Genomic DNA, 14,918 nt, shown 5'->3' with positions numbered 1-14,918 from the left:
TCCAGTGAGGCCGGGGGCCGACAAGAGGGTGCCCGCACTAATGAGGAGGACATGAGTGACCGACCCTTACCAGCAGAATCCGGGCGCCGGGGGCCCGCAGTACGGCCCGCCGGGCACCGGCCCTGACCTGACCAAGCCGCTGGAGGAACAGAGCCAGCCGCAGTACAGCCCGCCGCCGGACCCTTACGGCCAGCAGCCCCAGTACGGCCAGCCCGTCGGAGCCTACGGCCAGCAGCCCGGTGGCTACCCGGCCGCGCCGTACCCGGTCGGCCCGCAGGGCTACAACCCGAACGACCCGGAGGCGCCCTGGGGCCGCGACCCGTTCGGTGTTCCGCTGTCGGACAAGCAGAAACTGGTCGCGGGCCTGCTGCAGATCTTCCTCGGCAGTTTCGGTGTCGGCCGCTTCTACCTGGGGTACACCGGCCTCGGCATCGCCCAGCTGGTGGTCACGATCCTGACCTGTGGTCTCGGCGGCATCTGGGGTCTCATCGACGGCGTCATGATCTTGGTCGGCAAGGTCCCCGATTCGCAGGGCCGTCCGCTGCGCGACTGACCGCCGCGGTATCGACTATGCCGGGAGGTGGGGATACCCGCCTCCCGGTCGTTCGGGCGAAATCAATGAGCACAACCTTTTCGAGCGTGGTGATCGCGATACTGTCGCGCGCACGGGTCCGGGCGTAGCATGACCGGACTCGCGTGCCGTGTGTGGAGGTCCACGCACCGAAGAGAGGATTTCCGTGCGTCGCAAGCTGTTCGCCGCCGCCATGCTCGCCATCGTCGCCGCCACCGGACTGAGCGCGTGCGGTGACAGCGACCCGAATGTGCTGAAGGTCGGCACCGAGGGCACCTACTCCCCGTTCAGTTTCCAGGGCTCCGACGGCAAGCTCACCGGCTACGACGTCGAGGTGATCCAGGCGGTCGGTGCCAAGCTCGGCAAGAAGGTCGAGTTCGTGCAGACTCCGTGGGACGCCATCTTCGCGGGCCTGGAATCCAAGCGCTTCGACCTGGTGGCCAACCAGGTGACCGTGAACGACGAGCGCACGGTCAAGTACGCGCTGTCGGCGCCCTACACCACATCGGCGGGCGTGATCGTCACCCGCGCCGACAACAACGCCGTCACCGGCCTCGCCGATCTCAACGGGAAGACCTGCGCGCAGTCGGCCACCAGCAACTGGAGCAAGGTCGCCACCGACGCGGGTGCGAAGGTCGAGGCCGTCGAAGGTTTCGTGCAGGCCATCCAGCTGCTGAAGAACGGCCGCGTGGACGCCACCGTCAACGACAATCTCGCCGTCGCCGAATACACCAAGAAGACCGGCGACACCAGCGTGAAGATCGCGGGCCGGACCGGATCGGTGAGCAAGCAGGCGTTCGCCGCGCGCAAGGGCGACGCCCTGATCACCGACGTGGACAACGCGCTGAACCAGCTGCGCGCCGACGGCACCTTGGCGAAGATCTCCGAGAAGTATTTCGGGACAGACGTCAGCCAGTAGCCGACATCGTTCATGGACGCCGCCACCCGGGACCTCATCTGGCACAACCTGTGGCCGATGCTGCAGGCCACCGTCACCAAGACCCTTCCGCTCACCGCCATCAGCTTCGCCATCGGCCTTGCGCTCGCGTTGTTCGTCGCGCTGGCCAGGATGTCGCCGGTGCGGCCGTTGTCGGCGGCGGCCCGCTTCTACATCTCCCTCATTCGCGGCACACCGCTGCTGGTGCAGCTGTTCATCGTGTTCTACGCGCTGCCGCAGTTCGACATCGTGATCGACCCCTTTCCCGCCGCGGTGATCGCGTTCAGCCTCAATGTCGGCGGGTACGCGGCCGAGGTGGTGCGCGCCGCCATCCTGAGCGTCGCCACGGGGCAATGGGAGGCGGCGCAGGCGCTCGGCATGTCGTACCCGATGATGCTGCGGCTTGTCATCCTGCCGCAGGCCGCGCGCATCGCCGTGCCGCCGCTGTCGAACACCTTGATCTCCTTGGTGAAGGACACCTCACTGGCCTCCACCATCCTGGTGACCGAACTGCTGCGCGTCGCCCAGCTCGCCGCCGCCCCCACTTTCGACTTCTTCGCGCTCTACGGAGTCGCGGCGCTGTACTACTGGGTGATCTGCCTGATCCTCGGGTTCGGGCAGACCCGGCTGGAAACGAGGTTGGCCCGTCATGTCGCTCGCTGAATATCCGTTTGTACCTGCTATGGAGCTGTCGTTCATTTTTTTCACCAAGGATTCACCATGGCCACGGCGGGACCTGCCCACCGAGCGGGACTAGGCTCTACCCGTGATGCGACGGACGAAGATTGTGTGCACGCTCGGACCGGCCACTGCCACCGAGGACCGTATCCGCGAACTCGTCGAGAGCGGCATGGACGTGGCTCGGCTGAACTTCAGCCATGGCGAGCACGCGGACCATGCCGAGAACTACAAGAAGGTGCGTCAGGCCTCCGACCACCTCGGCCGGGCGGTCGGCATTCTCGCCGACCTGCAGGGTCCCAAGATCCGCCTCGGCCGCTTTCTGGAAGGCAAGACCGTCTGGGCGACGGGTGAAGAGGTCCGCATCACCGTCGACGACATCGACGGGACCCACGACCGCGTGTCCACCACCTACAAGGAACTCGCGCAGGACGCCAAGCCCGGCGATCGCCTGCTGGTCGACGACGGCAAGGTCGGCCTCATCGTCACCCGCGTCGATGGCAACGACGTGGTCTGCCGGGTCACCGAGGGTGGGCCGGTCTCCAACAACAAGGGCGTCTCGCTGCCGGGCATGGACGTGTCGGTCCCCGCGCTCTCGGAGAAGGACATCGAGGACCTGGAATTCGCGCTGAAGCTCGGCGTGGACTTCATCGCGCTGTCGTTCGTGCGGTCCCCGTCCGATGTCGAGCTCGTGCACGACGTGATGGACCGGGTGGGCCGCCGGGTGCCGGTGATCGGCAAGCTGGAGAAGCCGGAGGCGATCGACAACCTGGAGGCCGTCGTCCTGGCCTTCGACGCGGTCATGGTCGCGCGCGGCGATCTCGGTGTCGAGCTGCCCCTGGAGCAGGTTCCGATCGTGCAGAAGCGCGCCATCCAGATGGCCCGCGAGAATGCCAAGCCGGTCATCGTCGCCACGCAGATGCTGGAATCGATGATCGAGAACTCCCGCCCCACCCGCGCCGAGGCCTCCGACGTCGCGAACGCGGTGCTCGACGGCGCCGACGCGGTGATGCTGTCGGGCGAGACCTCGGTGGGCAAGTACCCGATCGAGACGGTGCGCACGATGGCGCGCATCGTGCACGCGGTGGAGACCGAGTCGACCCGGGTGCCGCCGCTGACCCACGTGCCGCGCACCAAGCGCGGCGTGATCTCCTACGCCGCCCGCGACATCGGCGAGCGGCTCAACGCCAAGGCGCTGGTCGCGTTCACCCAGTCGGGCGACACGGTGCGCCGCCTGGCCCGCCTGCACACCCCGCTGCCGCTGCTGGCGTTCACGCCGCTGCCGGAGGTCCGCAGCCAGCTGGCGCTCACCTGGGGCACCGAGACCTTCATCGTGCCGACCGTGAGCAGCACCGACGCGATGATCCACCAGGTGGATGTAGCACTTTTGTCGATGGACCGATACCAGAAGGGTGACCTGGTGGTCATCGTCGCCGGGTCGCCGCCCGGTACCGTCGGTTCCACCAACCTGATCCACGTTCACCGAATCGGTGAGGAGGACCATTAGTGAGTGCTTCCCTGAGCAGCCCCGTCGACGTCGCGGACGGCACGCAGCGTTCCGACCTGGATGTGCTGCTTGCCCTGCTCGATCTCGAGCAGATGGACGAGGACGTGTTCGTCGGCCAGCACCCGGAGAAGGTGTGGAGCCGTACCTTCGGCGGTCAGCTCGTCTCGCAGGCGATCATCGCCGCGGGCCGCACGGTCGGCGACCGGCCGGTGCACGCGGTCAACGCGCACTTCGTGCGCGGCGGCGATGTGAAGAAGCCGATCGAGTACCGGGTGGACCGTCATCGCGACGGCCGGGCGTTCGCCAACCGCACGGTCACCGCCAGCCAGGACGGCCAGGAGCTGTTCGTCATGCTCGCCGCGTTCCAGGACTGGGGCAGGGGACTCGAGCACGCGCACGCCCAGCCGGAGGTGCCGGACCCGGAGACACTGCCGCGGGTCGAGGAGAGCTTCGAAGGCTTGGAGGACAAGCTGGAGATGTTCGTCAAGGCGCCGCATCCGATCGACATGCGCTACACCAACGATCCGGCGTGGATCCTGAAGGGCACGGGGGAGCGGCTCAACCACAACCGGGTGTGGATGCGCGCGGACGGCAGGCTGCCCGACGATCCGCTGATCCATGTGGCGACGCTGGGCTACTCGTCCGACACCACGGTGCTGGACTCGATCATCACCACCCACGGGCTGTCGTGGGGTCTGGACCGCATCGTCGCGGCCACGGTCAACCATTCGATCTGGTTCCACCGCCCGTTCCGTTTCGACGAGTGGGCGCTGTACTGCACCGAATCGCCGGTGGCCGCGGGCTCCCGTGGCCTCGCGACCGGCCGCTTCTACTCCCGCAGCGGCGATCTGCTGGCCACCACGGTGCAAGAGGGACTCATCCGCCACTTCCCCTCGCGGCGCTGAGGTCCGGAGTTACAGCAGTTCGAGATCGCGATCGATGTCGAGATCGACGTCGGTGCGTTGCGATGCGCGGATCGAGACCGGGATATCCGATCCCGGCTCGGTTCGCGCCAGCCCTGAGATGCGCTGCAGCAGTTGGCGTTCCAGTGCGGCCATATGGTCGTCGGTCAGCTGGTCGGGTGCGCCGACCAGACTGAGCGCGATCTCGTAGGTGCTGCGACGGTCCGAGCGGTCGCCGGGCGGATCCGCGGGGCAGCGGCTCTCGAGAGCCGCGTGGGCCGGGTCGTCGGCGTCGACCGGCAGGGTGAAGCGCCAGGCGAACACGTCCCGGTCGGTGAGATGGTCGTCGACCACCTCGCGCACGGTGTCGACGACGCGTTCGAGAGTTTCCGGTGTCACATAAACATGGAGCGAAACATCCGAAATGCGTTTCGGCATGTCTGATTCCTGTCCTGTGTCGAACCAGCAACGGCGGAGAGTGTTGTCCGGCGGGAGTTTAGTGCGTCCGATGCGGAAATGAACACAGCCCGTTGATAACAGGTTCGATACGCGACGGCTGCGTGCGCTGTCGCGTGCGGTTTTCGCCTGCGGTCACCGGGTGCGTTGGGCGGCGAGGAATGTCGCCAGCGGCGCCGGTGCGCCGCCGGGGCGGATCACCAGTCCACGGCGCTCGTCGTGCGGCCAGCGCGGCTGCTCGTGCGGGGCGAGCGCGAGCAGCAGCGGCACCAGCGCCTCGGCGATGCGGTCGCCGACCTCGCAGAACGCCTGGGGGGACAGCCCGACCGGGTCGGCGATGTTCTCCCGGCCGACCAGCGACAGATCGTTGCGCGCCCGGTGCAATTCGGCGACCGTGCGCGCGCCGGTGACGTGCGCGATGCGATGGGCCTCCAGCAGCGTGAAGGTGCGCGCTCCGGCGCCGAAAGCCAGGTCGACCACCTGGTCGCGGATCTGCTCGGTCATCGTGAGCACCAGGTCGGCCTTGTCGACCAGCTCCGGCTTCAGGCGACGTGCCCGGAAGTTGCTCGCGTCGGCGCCGAGCCCGGTGATGGTCTGCGCGGCCAGTGGCTCGACGGGAAATCCCACCAGCGCACGGGTTCCCGCGCTTTCGGCGGTGAGGTAGGGGAGATCGTGTTCGACCGCGAGGGCGCGCGTGAGCCGCTCGGCGATCACCGAACGGCAAACGTTGCCGTTGCAGACGAACAAGACGTGCATACCGATAACGATAAACGGCGCAGAGGCTATCAGAAGGGCATGAGTCGTTAGTCCCACATGTGGGAACAACATATTCATCTGCTCGTAGCGCGCCGTACACGAAGTACGCCGCTTCCGGCCTCTGGCCTGCGACGTACGTCACTCCGAGGAGTGGCGCTGTCCGATTCTCCTTCTTGCTGTACCCCGGCGCGCAGGCATTCAAACGCTGCATTGTGATTGCTTCGTGATATGACAGCGCGCGCAGACTACTCGGATTCGCTGCCGTAGTAGACGTTTTCGCTCACCACGGGCTCGACCCCGGCCGGTCTGCCCTGGACCCGACCGCGAGTGGAGAAGCGCTGACCGCGCGAGGCGACCACGGGCGCGAACCGCGCGAGTCCTGTCGCGGGGTCCATGTCGTCGTACATGGCATCGATGCCGCCACGAGCGAAGTACGCCTCGTGCCAGAAGCCGGTGCCGCCGGAGTCGCGCAGGAACTCCCGCCACCAGTCCCGATGTGGCGCCGTCCGGGTCCAGGCTTCGAGGCTCTCGAGATCACGCCAGTACTGCCGTGCGCCCCAATGCGGCGGGAACAGCGCCCACACGAGATCTTCGTGCAGCAGCAACCCGTCCGGACGATCCTTGTGCGAGCGATAGAGTTTCGGCCCCAGCCCGAGCAACCGCAGCATCCCTCGAGGCCGCCGCACCCGCATGCCGATATAGATGACCACCAGATCCGGATACTCCGACAGATCCACGGTGGTCCTGTTCACTCGCATCGCATACCTCCGCTGGCCCCGGATGTCGAATGCCGCCACAGGGACAACGATTCGACACTCGGATCGGTTCGATGAGGACGCATGCTCGCCATCCGCGATATCGCCCCGGCCGTCGAGTACCCATCGCCATCCGCTGGTACACGGTTGGCTGCGACAGTGGCCGGGGCGTGTCGATCACGGCTTCGGCGGGTGTCGGCGGTGGCCATCGCAGTGACCGGTCGGTGTCAGAGTTCCAGTAGCCGGGCGATGGTTCCGCCGAGCACGCGTTCCCGCACTTCGCCCGAAGCGGTGACGCGTTCCACCGTCGCGCGGGCCAGGAAAGGGTCGCCGTAGGGGGCGTCCGAGCCGAACAGAGTACGGTCGGGAATTTCGTCGATCGCGAGCCGAACAGCGAATATGACGTTGGCGGTGGACAGTTCGAGGTACATGTTCGGAATTTCACGGACCAATTCGATGGCTGACAGCCAGTTGAGCCCGCCCATCTGGCTGATGATCAGTGGAACGGTCGAATGCCGACGTGCGAGGTCCGCCAGAGTTCTCAAGTCCCGGGCCGTGGTCGGGGCGAATCCATGGACCACCACCGGAAGGCCCCCGTGGTCGGCGGCGGCTCGCAGGACCGGTTCGATCCGCGCCGCGTTGTCGGGCTGTGGTGTCAGTTCGCCGATGCCGCGCAGGCCTCGGCCGACCACCTCGCGGTACACGTACTCGGCGATCTCCGACGCGGGCAGATCGAGCCGCACCGTGCCGAAGCCGATGAAACGATCGGGATATGCCGCGAGCGCCGCGTCGAGTTCCTGCCACGCCAGGCGGTAGCTGTCGGCGTCTTTCCCGCGCCCGTCGAGGGCGGCGGTCAAAGCGCTCATCTCGTTTCGGAGCGACACGAGATCGGTCGCCCGTTCCGGATGCGGACGTGTGGCGAACAGCACCGCCCGGTCCACTCCCGCTTCGTCCATGAGTTCGATATGAGTCCGCACCGGGTCGTGAACATGGCTGTGCGCGTCGATGATCAAGGGATGCCTCCCGTGGCGTTCGAGGAATAGGGCCGCGGGTGCAGTGTTGAAGGTTGACGCAGTGCAAGGTCAAGAGATCGGGAGTGACGTCGCATGTTGATCGGAGAATTGGCCGAACGCACCGGCGCCAGCGAACGTCAGCTGCGCTACTACGAGCACGCCGGTTTGCTCACACCGCAGCGGCAGGCCAATGGCTACCGCGACTACGACCGCACCGCGGAACAGACCGTCCGGCAGATCCGGGCCTTACTGGCCGCGGGCCTGTCGACGCGCTTGGTTCGACAAGTGCTGCCCTGCGCTCTGGACGAGGGCTCCCTGCGTCCTTGCCCCGGCGTGCTGGACAAGTTACGCACTCAGCTGGTCCGGCTCGATCACCGTGCGACCGACCTGGCGCAGGCCCGGGAAACCCTTCGCGAGGTGATCAGAACCGCCGAAGACGCCGAAGCACGGCAACCACGGCCGAAGCTGCGGCAGCCAACGACGCCGGACGTTTAGGCGGAGGCGTGGCCGTGGCATCACGTGGTGTGGCACCGCGCTTGCGCTCGGCGGGGGCCGCGTGACGGGATCAGGGAGTGGCAATCGCAGAGATCGCGTTCCACCTTGGTGCCGAGTGTGGGACTCGAACCCACACGTCCTTTCGGACAACGGTTTTTGAGACCGTCGCGTCTGCCAGTTCCGCCAACTCGGCGCACCGGGTGGAACTATAGCGGGTCGGGTGGCGTGGACGGAAATGGGTTGGCCCGAACGGCGCGGAGGCGCGGTTTGCGCAGGGTATATGCGTTCTATGCCGAAGTGAAAGGTACTCTTTACATCACTCGACAGCCCGAAGGATGGCCGGAGCTCGCCCCGTGCGAGCGCGGCTTTCCTTTGGTTGGGTCGGGTACAGGGCATCGGAACCAGAGGGGTCTACCTATGAGCACAGCAGCTGGGGGCGCCGGCACCAAGAAGGACGCCGGGGCGAAGCGGGTCGTCGTCGCCGAGGACGAGGCGCTCATTCGCATGGATCTGGTCGAGATGCTGACCGAAGAGGGCTATCAGGTGGTCGGCGAGGCGGGTGACGGCCAGCAGGCGGTGGACCTCGCCGTCGAGCACCGGCCCGATCTGGTCATCATGGACGTGAAGATGCCGCGCCGTGACGGGATCGACGCGGCGGCGGAGATCGCGTCGAAACGCGTTGCCCCGGTGGTCATCCTGACCGCGTTCAGCCAGCGCGATCTGGTGGAGCGGGCCCGTGACGCGGGTGCGATGGCCTACCTGGTGAAGCCGTTCACGAAATCGGATCTGGTGCCCGCCATCGAATTGGCCGCCAGTCGCTTCCACGAGATCACCGCGCTGGAGAGCGAGGTCGCGAATCTCGCCGAGCGACTCGAGACGCGCAAACTGGTTGAGCGTGCCAAGGGTGTGCTGATGCAGACGCAGGGCCTTTCGGAGCCGCAGGCGTTCAAGTGGATTCAGCGCACCGCAATGGACCGCCGCACGACGATGAAGGCGGTCGCCGAGGTAGTGCTGGAGAACCTGACACCGAAGTGACGGCGCCGTTCGCGGGAAAATTTACGCGAACGAAACGTAGTCGTGAACAAGAATTCGAAACGATGTCGCGCGCATGATCCGAATGTGATGCGGAACTAACGTACCGACGCTATGTTCTGACCGGGCTGATGTGAGTCGGCCTCCTCGGCGATCCCGGGGGAGCACAGAACTTAGATGAGGTGAAACGTGCTTAGTTCGACATGGCGCAGTCGCTCGACGCGAGCTGTTCTGGCCGTCGGCGCCGCCGCCGCGCTGGTGCTGACGGGTTGTAGCGACAAATCCACCAGCAGCGGTTCGGATTCCTCGGGTACCAGCGGGGCGGGCGGCCTCTCCATCCAGCCGGTTCTGCAGGTCGACCAGCAGGGCAAGGAAGTGCCGAAGGCCGACGCGGCCACGGCGGCCGATCCCGCGGGCGACGGCAAGGCGACCTGCGCGCCGGGCACGGCCATCGCGATGGCGGGCGCGCTGACCGGCCCCGACGCCGCGCTCGGCATCAACATCGTCAACGGCGTCAAGCTGGCCCTGGACAAGCACAACAAGGCCAACCCCGGCTGCAAGATCGAGCTCAAGCAGTTCGACACCGAGGGCGACCCGCAGAAGGCCACCCAGGTGATCCCGCAGATCGTCAACGACCGCTCGATCATCGGCCTGGTCGGTCCCGCCTTCTCCGGTGAGACGAAGGCGACCGGCAAGATCCTCAGCGACGCGGGCCTGGTCTCGGTCACTTCGTCGGCGACCAACGCGACGCTGACCCAGAACGGCTGGACCACCTTCTTCCGCGGTCTGGCCAACGACGACGTGCAGGGTCCCTCGGTGGCGAAGTACCTGGTCAACAGTGCCGGCTACAAGAAGGTCTGCGTCATCCAGGACAACACCGACTACGGCACCGGCCTGGCGAAGTCCATCACCGAAGGCCTCGGCGCCGCCGCCGACCCGGCGTGCGCGGCCAGCATCAAGAAGGGCGACAAGGACTTCTCCGCGACGGTCACCAAGGTGGCGGCGGCGAATCCGGACGCCATCTTCTACTCCGGCTACTACTCCGAGGCCGCGCCGCTGGCCCAGCAGTTGAAGTCCGGTGGCGTGAAGGCGGTCTTCGTCTCCGCCGACGGCACCAACGACCCGCAGTTCGTCGCCCAGGCGGGCAGCGCGGCCAAGGGCGCGAAGCTGTCGTGCCCGTGCGGTCCCGCCCCGGAGAAGTTCGCCAAGGACTACGAGGCGCTCAACGGTCAGGCGCCGGGCGTCTACTCGGTCGAGGCCTACGACCTCACCACGATCCTGGCCAAGGGCATCGACGGCGGGAAGGTCACCCGCCCGGACCTGCTCGACTATGTGCGGACGTACGACGGTGCCGGCCTCGCGCGTCAGTACAAGTGGAACCCGAACGGTGAACTGTCGAACGCGCTGATCTGGGTGTACGAGGTCAAGTAGCCCGGGATCCCGGGCGCACGGCACGTACGGGGATTCGGACGAATCCCCGTACGTGCCGTTGTTCGGTGGGCGAATGGATGAGGGCAGAAATAAATGAAACAAACGGCATTGGCCGCCGGGGTACAACTCGCGGCCGGCTCGGTCGACTTCAACTACGAGGGCCTGATCGATAATTTCTGGCGGCTGACCGTCGACGGCGTGACCTATGGCGCCATCTATGCCTTGGTCGCCGTGGGCTACACCTTGGTGTACGGCGTATTGCGGCTGATCAATTTCGCCCATTCGGAAATTTTCATGCTCGGGTTGTTCGGCCAGTTGATCGGATTGATGATCTTCGGATTCACGGCAGGCCCCGACGCCTACACCCAGGGCGTGGCGCTCACGGTCGTGTACCTGGGCTTGGCGATGGTGGTGGGCATGCTCGTATCCGGAGGCGCGGCCGTCGGATTGGAGCGGGTGGCCTATCGTCCGCTGCGCAAGCGCGGCGCCAAACCGCTGGCCTTCCTGATCACCGCGATCGGCATGTCGTTCGTCCTCCAGGAACTGGTGCACTTCGTGCTGCCGAAGATCCGCCCCGATCTCGGCGGCACCAACGCGCAGCAGGCCATCCGGCTCGTCGAGCCCACCGTGCAGTTCAGTTTCGGCGGCGCGGACGTCACCAACATCATGCTGCTCATCGTGATCGCGGCCGTGGCGCTGGCGATCGTCACCGAGGTCCTGATCAACCGGACCAAGTTCGGGCGCGGTATCCGCGCCGTGGCGCAGGATCCCGACACCGCGACGTTGATGGGCGTTTCGCGGGAGCGGGTCATCATGCTGACCTTCCTCATCGGCGGTGTGCTCGCGGGCGCGGCGGCGATGCTGTACACGCTGAAGATCCCGAACGGGATCATCTACTCCGGCGGATTCATCCTCGGTATCAAGGCGTTCAGCGCCGCGGTGCTCGGCGGCATCGGCAACCTGCGCGGCGCGCTGCTGGGCGGTCTGGTGCTCGGCGTGGTGGAGCAGTACGGCCAGATGCTGTTCGGCACCGAGTGGCGTGACGTGGTCGCGTTCGTGGTGCTCGTTCTGGTGCTGATGGTTCGCCCGACGGGCATCCTCGGCGAGAGTCTCGGAAGGGCGCGCGCATGACCGACACGACTACGACGGCGTCCACGCCGGACCCCGCGCGCCGCGGCCTCGGGGACGCGATCCGGACCTGGTGGGACGGCTTGAGCAGGCCCGCGCAGTGGGGCGTCGGCGTCCCGATCCTGCTCCTGCTCGCCTTGCTCCCGCTGTTCCCGCCGCCGCTGCTGAACACCCCTTCCTACAATTTCGGCCTGGTGATGGCGCAGGTCGCGATGTACGCGCTGCTGGCCATCGGCCTCAATGTCGTGGTCGGGCAGGCGGGCCTGCTCGATCTCGGCTACGTCGGCTTCTACGCGGTCGGCGCCTACACCGTCGGCCTGCTCACCAGCCCCAACAGCCCGTGGAACCAGACCGACGGCGGCTGGCTCGATCCGAAATGGGCCTGGCTGGCGTGCCTGCCGATCGCGGTCGCGGTGACCGCGGTGTCCGGTCTGATCCTCGGTTCGCCGACGCTGCGCCTGCGCGGCGACTACCTGGCGATCGTGACGCTCGGCTTCGGTGAGATCGTCCGGTTGCTCGCGGAGAACCTCACCGAGATCACCAACGGCAGCCTCGGCCTGTCGGGTGTCGCGTACCCGCACGTCGGCGAGTCCGCGAGCAGACCGGAAGGCGTGTTCTCCGGCGGCAACAGCGGCAACCCGGACAGCGCCGACCTGCTCGACCGCGCCGGCTACGGCACCTATTGGTACTGGCTCGGCATGGTGCTGGTGGTGATCGTGCTGCTCTTGGTCGGGAACCTGGAGCGCAGCCGCGTCGGCCGCGCTTGGGTCGCCATCCGCGAGGACGAGGACGCGGCCGAGATCATGGGCGTGCCGACGTTCAAGTTCAAGCTGTGGGCGTTCATGATCGGCGCCGCGGTGGGCGGCATGTCCGGCGCGATCTACGCCGGACAGGTGCAGTTCATCAATCCCACCGGGTTCAACATCATCAACTCGATGCTGTTCCTGTGCGCGGTGGTCATCGGCGGGCAAGGCAACAAGCTCGGGGTGATCTTCGGCGCGTTCGTGATCGCCTATCTGCCCGCAAGGTTGCAGTCGGTGAACCTGGTGAGCAACGAGTCGACCGGGTACGTCCTGCTGGCGATCGATGTCGCGGTGTTCGTCGCGCTGATCGTCGCGTGGCGGCTGTGGTCGGGCCGGCTGAGCGTATGGCCGCGGCGCGGCGTGATCACCGCGATGGTGGTGACCGGCGTGCTGGCATTGCTGCTGCTCGGCAGTGTGCTGCTGTTCCGCAAGGGCGGCGCGCAGTCGCTGGGCGACCTCAAATATCTGTACTTCGGCATCGCGTTGGTGGTGATGATGATTCTGCGTCCGCAGGGTCTGTTCCCGGTGCGGCAGAAGCTGCTCACCTACGGCAGGCAGGTGTACCAGGCCGTGCGCAGACCGGCCCCCGTCGAGCCGATCGGAGCGGGCCGATGACCGGGCCGGGTGCGGGCGACGCGCTGTTCGACAACGAGGACATGGCCGCGGGCTACGCTGCCGAGCCACAGGCCGAGTCCGCGGGCACGGTCGACGTCACCCAGGTGATCCCGGAACTCGCCGACGCGGAGGCCGTGGCGGAAGTGGTCGCCCCGCGCCGCGAGATCGAGACCGCGGTGGGTGCGCCGCTGCTGCGGACCGAGGGCCTCACGGTGCAGTTCGGCGGGCTCACCGCGCTGGACCAGGTGAGCTTCGAGATCCGCCGCGGCGAGATCCTCGGTCTCATCGGACCCAACGGCGCCGGCAAGACCACGTGCTTCAACGCGATCACCGGCGTCTACCAACCCGCCTCCGGACTGGTCTACTTCGACGGCAAACCGCTGACCAAGACCAAACGCAACGCGATCACTCGCCTCGGCATCGCCCGCACGTTCCAGAACGTGCGCCTGTTCGGTGAGATGACCGCGCTGGAGAACGTCGTGGTCGGCACCGACGCGCGGCACAAGACCTCGGTGCCGGGCGCGGTGTTCCGGACGCCGCGGCATCGGCGCGAGGAACGCGACGCCATCGAGCGCGGTATGGCGCTGCTGGAGTTCGTCGGGATCGCTCCGCGCGCGGTGGAGAAGGCGCGCAACCTGTCCTACGGCGACCAGCGTCGCCTGGAGATCGCCCGCGCGCTGGCCACCGAGCCGAAGCTGCTGTGCCTGGACGAGCCAGCGGCCGGGTTCAATCCGAGCGAGAAGTCCGCGCTCATGGACCTGATCCGCAAGATCCGCGACGACGGGTTCACCGTGCTGCTCATCGAGCACGACATGCGGCTGGTGATGGGCGTGACCGACCGGATCGTGGTGCTGGAGTTCGGCCGCAAGATCGCCGACGGGCTCCCCGGGGACATCAAGGACGACCCCGCCGTGATCGCCGCGTATCTCGGCGTGCCGGACGCCGAAGCGGTCGAAACCGGCTCCGCCACGGGCGAAGACGGCGCGTCCGGGGATGTCGCGCCGTCCGGGCCCGAGCCGGAGGCGGTGCCGCTCGCCAAGGCCGCGGCCACCGAGCCGGTGGCGGAGACGGCACGCGAGACCGCAGCGGGCACACCGCTGCTCGAAGTCGAGGGCATGGTCGTCAACTACGGCAGGATCCAAGCGCTGCACGGGATCTCGCTGACCGTCGCGGAGGGCGAGCTGGTCACCCTGCTCGGCGCCAACGGCGCGGGCAAGACGACCACGATGCGCGCGATGTCGGGACTGCTGCCGTTGACGCGTGGCCGGATCCTGTTCGAGGGTCGCGACATCACCCAGATGAAGGCGCACGAGCGGGTGCTGCACGGGTTGATCCAAGCGCCGGAGGGCCGGGGCGTCTTCCCCGGCATGACGGTGCAGGAAAACCTCGACATGGGTTGCTACGGAAGAGGTTTCAAGCAGAAGGCTGAGTACGACCGGACCTTGGAGTGGGTGTTCGAGCTCTTTCCCCGGTTGCTGGAGCGGCGCAAGCAGGTCGGCGGCACGCTCTCCGGCGGTGAGCAGCAGATGCTGGCCATCGCCCGCGCGCTGATGGCGCGGCCGCGGCTGCTGCTGCTCGACGAACCGTCGATGGGGTTGGCGCCCATGGTGATCCAGCAGATCTTCCGGATCATCGGCGAGATCAACCAGCAGGGCACCACGGTGCTGCTGGTGGAGCAGAACGCACAGCAGGCGCTGGCCCGCAGCGACCGCGCCTACATCATGGAGACCGGTGAGGTCACCAAGACCGGCCGCGGCGCGGAATTGCTCACCGATCCCGCGGTGAAATCGGCGTATCTCGGCGTGGGCTAGGCGTACCTCCGCCTTCGCTGCGGCCATG

The 14,918-nt window shown here is 67.0% G+C and carries 15 protein-coding genes, 1 tRNA gene and 1 pseudogene; 12 read left to right on the top strand and 5 right to left on the bottom strand.

Annotated features, from left to right (window positions below):
• Positions 1-55: 55 nt before the first annotated feature.
• The 5 genes from AB0L97_RS17455 (at position 56) to AB0L97_RS17435 (ending at position 4,598) form a co-directional block, all read left to right on the top strand.
• A complete protein-coding gene (locus AB0L97_RS17455) occupies positions 56-553 on the top strand; it encodes an NINE protein (protein WP_364430442.1) in 498 nt (165 codons plus the stop codon).
• Positions 554-764: 211 nt separating this feature from the next.
• Positions 765-1,490 carry an amino acid ABC transporter substrate-binding protein gene (locus AB0L97_RS17450; RefSeq protein WP_356967892.1) on the top strand — a complete coding sequence of 242 codons (726 nt, stop codon included), beginning with the start codon at positions 765-767 and terminating at the stop codon, positions 1,488-1,490.
• A gap of 12 nt (positions 1,491-1,502) precedes the next feature.
• Complete coding sequence (locus tag AB0L97_RS17445; RefSeq protein ID WP_355078255.1) at positions 1,503-2,171, top strand: amino acid ABC transporter permease; 669 nt, start codon at positions 1,503-1,505, stop codon at positions 2,169-2,171.
• Between the two features lie 103 nt (positions 2,172-2,274).
• Positions 2,275-3,693 (top strand): pyruvate kinase, encoded by a 1,419-nt coding sequence (gene pyk / locus AB0L97_RS17440; protein ID WP_355078254.1) that lies wholly within the window; start codon positions 2,275-2,277, stop codon positions 3,691-3,693.
• 92 nt (positions 3,694-3,785) lie between these two features.
• Positions 3,786-4,598: an acyl-CoA thioesterase II gene (locus tag AB0L97_RS17435; protein ID WP_355078346.1), complete on the top strand. Its 813-nt coding sequence runs from the start codon at positions 3,786-3,788 to the stop codon at positions 4,596-4,598.
• 9 nt (positions 4,599-4,607) lie between these two features.
• Here AB0L97_RS17435 and AB0L97_RS17430 read toward each other — a convergent pair whose 3' ends face one another.
• From AB0L97_RS17430 to AB0L97_RS17415, 4 genes are all read right to left on the bottom strand, one after another.
• Entirely contained in the window at positions 4,608-4,994 is a 387-nt protein-coding gene (locus AB0L97_RS17430) for a hypothetical protein (protein ID WP_364430437.1), read from the bottom strand.
• Positions 4,995-5,186: 192 nt separating this feature from the next.
• A complete protein-coding gene (locus AB0L97_RS17425) occupies positions 5,187-5,807 on the bottom strand; it encodes a low molecular weight phosphatase family protein (protein ID WP_355078252.1) in 621 nt (206 codons plus the stop codon).
• A gap of 245 nt (positions 5,808-6,052) precedes the next feature.
• The gene (locus tag AB0L97_RS17420; protein WP_364430433.1) at positions 6,053-6,565 is read right to left on the bottom strand and encodes a DUF4188 domain-containing protein; all 513 of its coding nucleotides are present in this window, start codon (positions 6,563-6,565) and stop codon (positions 6,053-6,055) included.
• A gap of 224 nt (positions 6,566-6,789) precedes the next feature.
• Complete coding sequence (locus tag AB0L97_RS17415) at positions 6,790-7,575, bottom strand: amidohydrolase family protein (RefSeq protein ID WP_364430430.1); 786 nt, start codon at positions 7,573-7,575, stop codon at positions 6,790-6,792.
• Between the two features lie 93 nt (positions 7,576-7,668).
• On the opposite strand from AB0L97_RS17415, the gene AB0L97_RS17410 reads away from it, so the two are divergent.
• On the top strand, positions 7,669-8,070 hold the full coding sequence (locus AB0L97_RS17410; RefSeq protein ID WP_364430427.1) for a MerR family transcriptional regulator: 402 nt from the start codon (positions 7,669-7,671) through the stop codon (positions 8,068-8,070).
• A 106-nt stretch (positions 8,071-8,176) separates the two neighbouring features.
• Here the strand turns inward: AB0L97_RS17410 and AB0L97_RS17405 are convergent.
• Positions 8,177-8,263, bottom strand: a tRNA-Leu gene (locus tag AB0L97_RS17405).
• 224 nt (positions 8,264-8,487) lie between these two features.
• Here AB0L97_RS17405 and AB0L97_RS17400 point away from each other — a divergent pair.
• The 6 genes and pseudogenes from AB0L97_RS17400 to AB0L97_RS17375 all read left to right on the top strand — a co-directional run bounded on the left by AB0L97_RS17400 (position 8,488) and on the right by AB0L97_RS17375 (position 14,890).
• Positions 8,488-9,105, top strand: a complete 618-nt coding sequence (locus AB0L97_RS17400; RefSeq protein WP_039797267.1) for an ANTAR domain-containing response regulator — start codon at positions 8,488-8,490, stop codon at positions 9,103-9,105.
• A 228-nt stretch (positions 9,106-9,333) separates the two neighbouring features.
• Positions 9,334-10,533: a branched-chain amino acid ABC transporter substrate-binding protein gene (locus AB0L97_RS17395; RefSeq protein ID WP_355078345.1), complete on the top strand. Its 1,200-nt coding sequence runs from the start codon at positions 9,334-9,336 to the stop codon at positions 10,531-10,533.
• Positions 10,534-10,626: 93 nt separating this feature from the next.
• Positions 10,627-11,664 carry a branched-chain amino acid ABC transporter permease gene (locus AB0L97_RS17390; RefSeq protein ID WP_355078248.1) on the top strand — a complete coding sequence of 346 codons (1,038 nt, stop codon included), beginning with the start codon at positions 10,627-10,629 and terminating at the stop codon, positions 11,662-11,664.
• Complete coding sequence (locus tag AB0L97_RS17385) at positions 11,661-13,079, top strand: branched-chain amino acid ABC transporter permease (protein WP_355078247.1); 1,419 nt, start codon at positions 11,661-11,663, stop codon at positions 13,077-13,079. The genes AB0L97_RS17390 and AB0L97_RS17385 overlap by 4 nt, the downstream gene beginning before the upstream one ends.
• Positions 13,076-14,020: pseudogene (locus AB0L97_RS17380) on the top strand (ABC transporter ATP-binding protein); the annotation flags it as partial. The gene AB0L97_RS17385 and the pseudogene AB0L97_RS17380, both read left to right, overlap by 4 nt.
• 174 nt (positions 14,021-14,194) lie before the next feature.
• On the top strand, positions 14,195-14,890 hold the full coding sequence (locus AB0L97_RS17375) for an ABC transporter ATP-binding protein (RefSeq protein WP_245562527.1): 696 nt from the start codon (positions 14,195-14,197) through the stop codon (positions 14,888-14,890).
• The last annotated feature ends 28 nt before the right edge of the window (positions 14,891-14,918 follow it).

It is taken from the genome of Nocardia sp. NPDC051911 (assembly GCF_040681035.1).
GTDB classification, from domain to species: Bacteria; Actinomycetota; Actinomycetes; order Mycobacteriales; family Mycobacteriaceae; genus Nocardia; species Nocardia sichangensis.
The sequence above is the reverse complement of the archived record's forward strand: the minus strand, read 5'-3'. Positions and strand labels throughout refer to the sequence as shown.

What these genes read in the sequence shown, in the direction of transcription:
- AB0L97_RS17450 (WP_356967892.1), top strand. Translation starts at nt 765, where the DNA reads ATGCTCGCCATCGTCGCCGCCACCGGACTGAGCGCGTGCGGTGACAGC.
- AB0L97_RS17445 (WP_355078255.1), top strand. Translation starts at nt 1,503, where the DNA reads ATGGACGCCGCCACCCGGGACCTCATCTGGCACAACCTGTGGCCGATG.
- AB0L97_RS17435 (WP_355078346.1), top strand. Translation starts at nt 3,786, where the DNA reads ATGGACGAGGACGTGTTCGTCGGCCAGCACCCGGAGAAGGTGTGGAGC.
- AB0L97_RS17425 (WP_355078252.1), bottom strand. Translation starts at nt 5,807, where the DNA reads ATGCACGTCTTGTTCGTCTGCAACGGCAACGTTTGCCGTTCGGTGATC.
- AB0L97_RS17420 (WP_364430433.1), bottom strand. Translation starts at nt 6,565, where the DNA reads ATGCGAGTGAACAGGACCACCGTGGATCTGTCGGAGTATCCGGATCTG.
- AB0L97_RS17410 (WP_364430427.1), top strand. Translation starts at nt 7,669, where the DNA reads ATGTTGATCGGAGAATTGGCCGAACGCACCGGCGCCAGCGAACGTCAG.
- AB0L97_RS17400 (WP_039797267.1), top strand. Translation starts at nt 8,488, where the DNA reads ATGAGCACAGCAGCTGGGGGCGCCGGCACCAAGAAGGACGCCGGGGCG.
- AB0L97_RS17390 (WP_355078248.1), top strand. Translation starts at nt 10,627, where the DNA reads ATGAAACAAACGGCATTGGCCGCCGGGGTACAACTCGCGGCCGGCTCG.
- AB0L97_RS17385 (WP_355078247.1), top strand. Translation starts at nt 11,661, where the DNA reads ATGACCGACACGACTACGACGGCGTCCACGCCGGACCCCGCGCGCCGC.
- AB0L97_RS17375 (WP_245562527.1), top strand. Translation starts at nt 14,195, where the DNA reads ATGGTCGTCAACTACGGCAGGATCCAAGCGCTGCACGGGATCTCGCTG.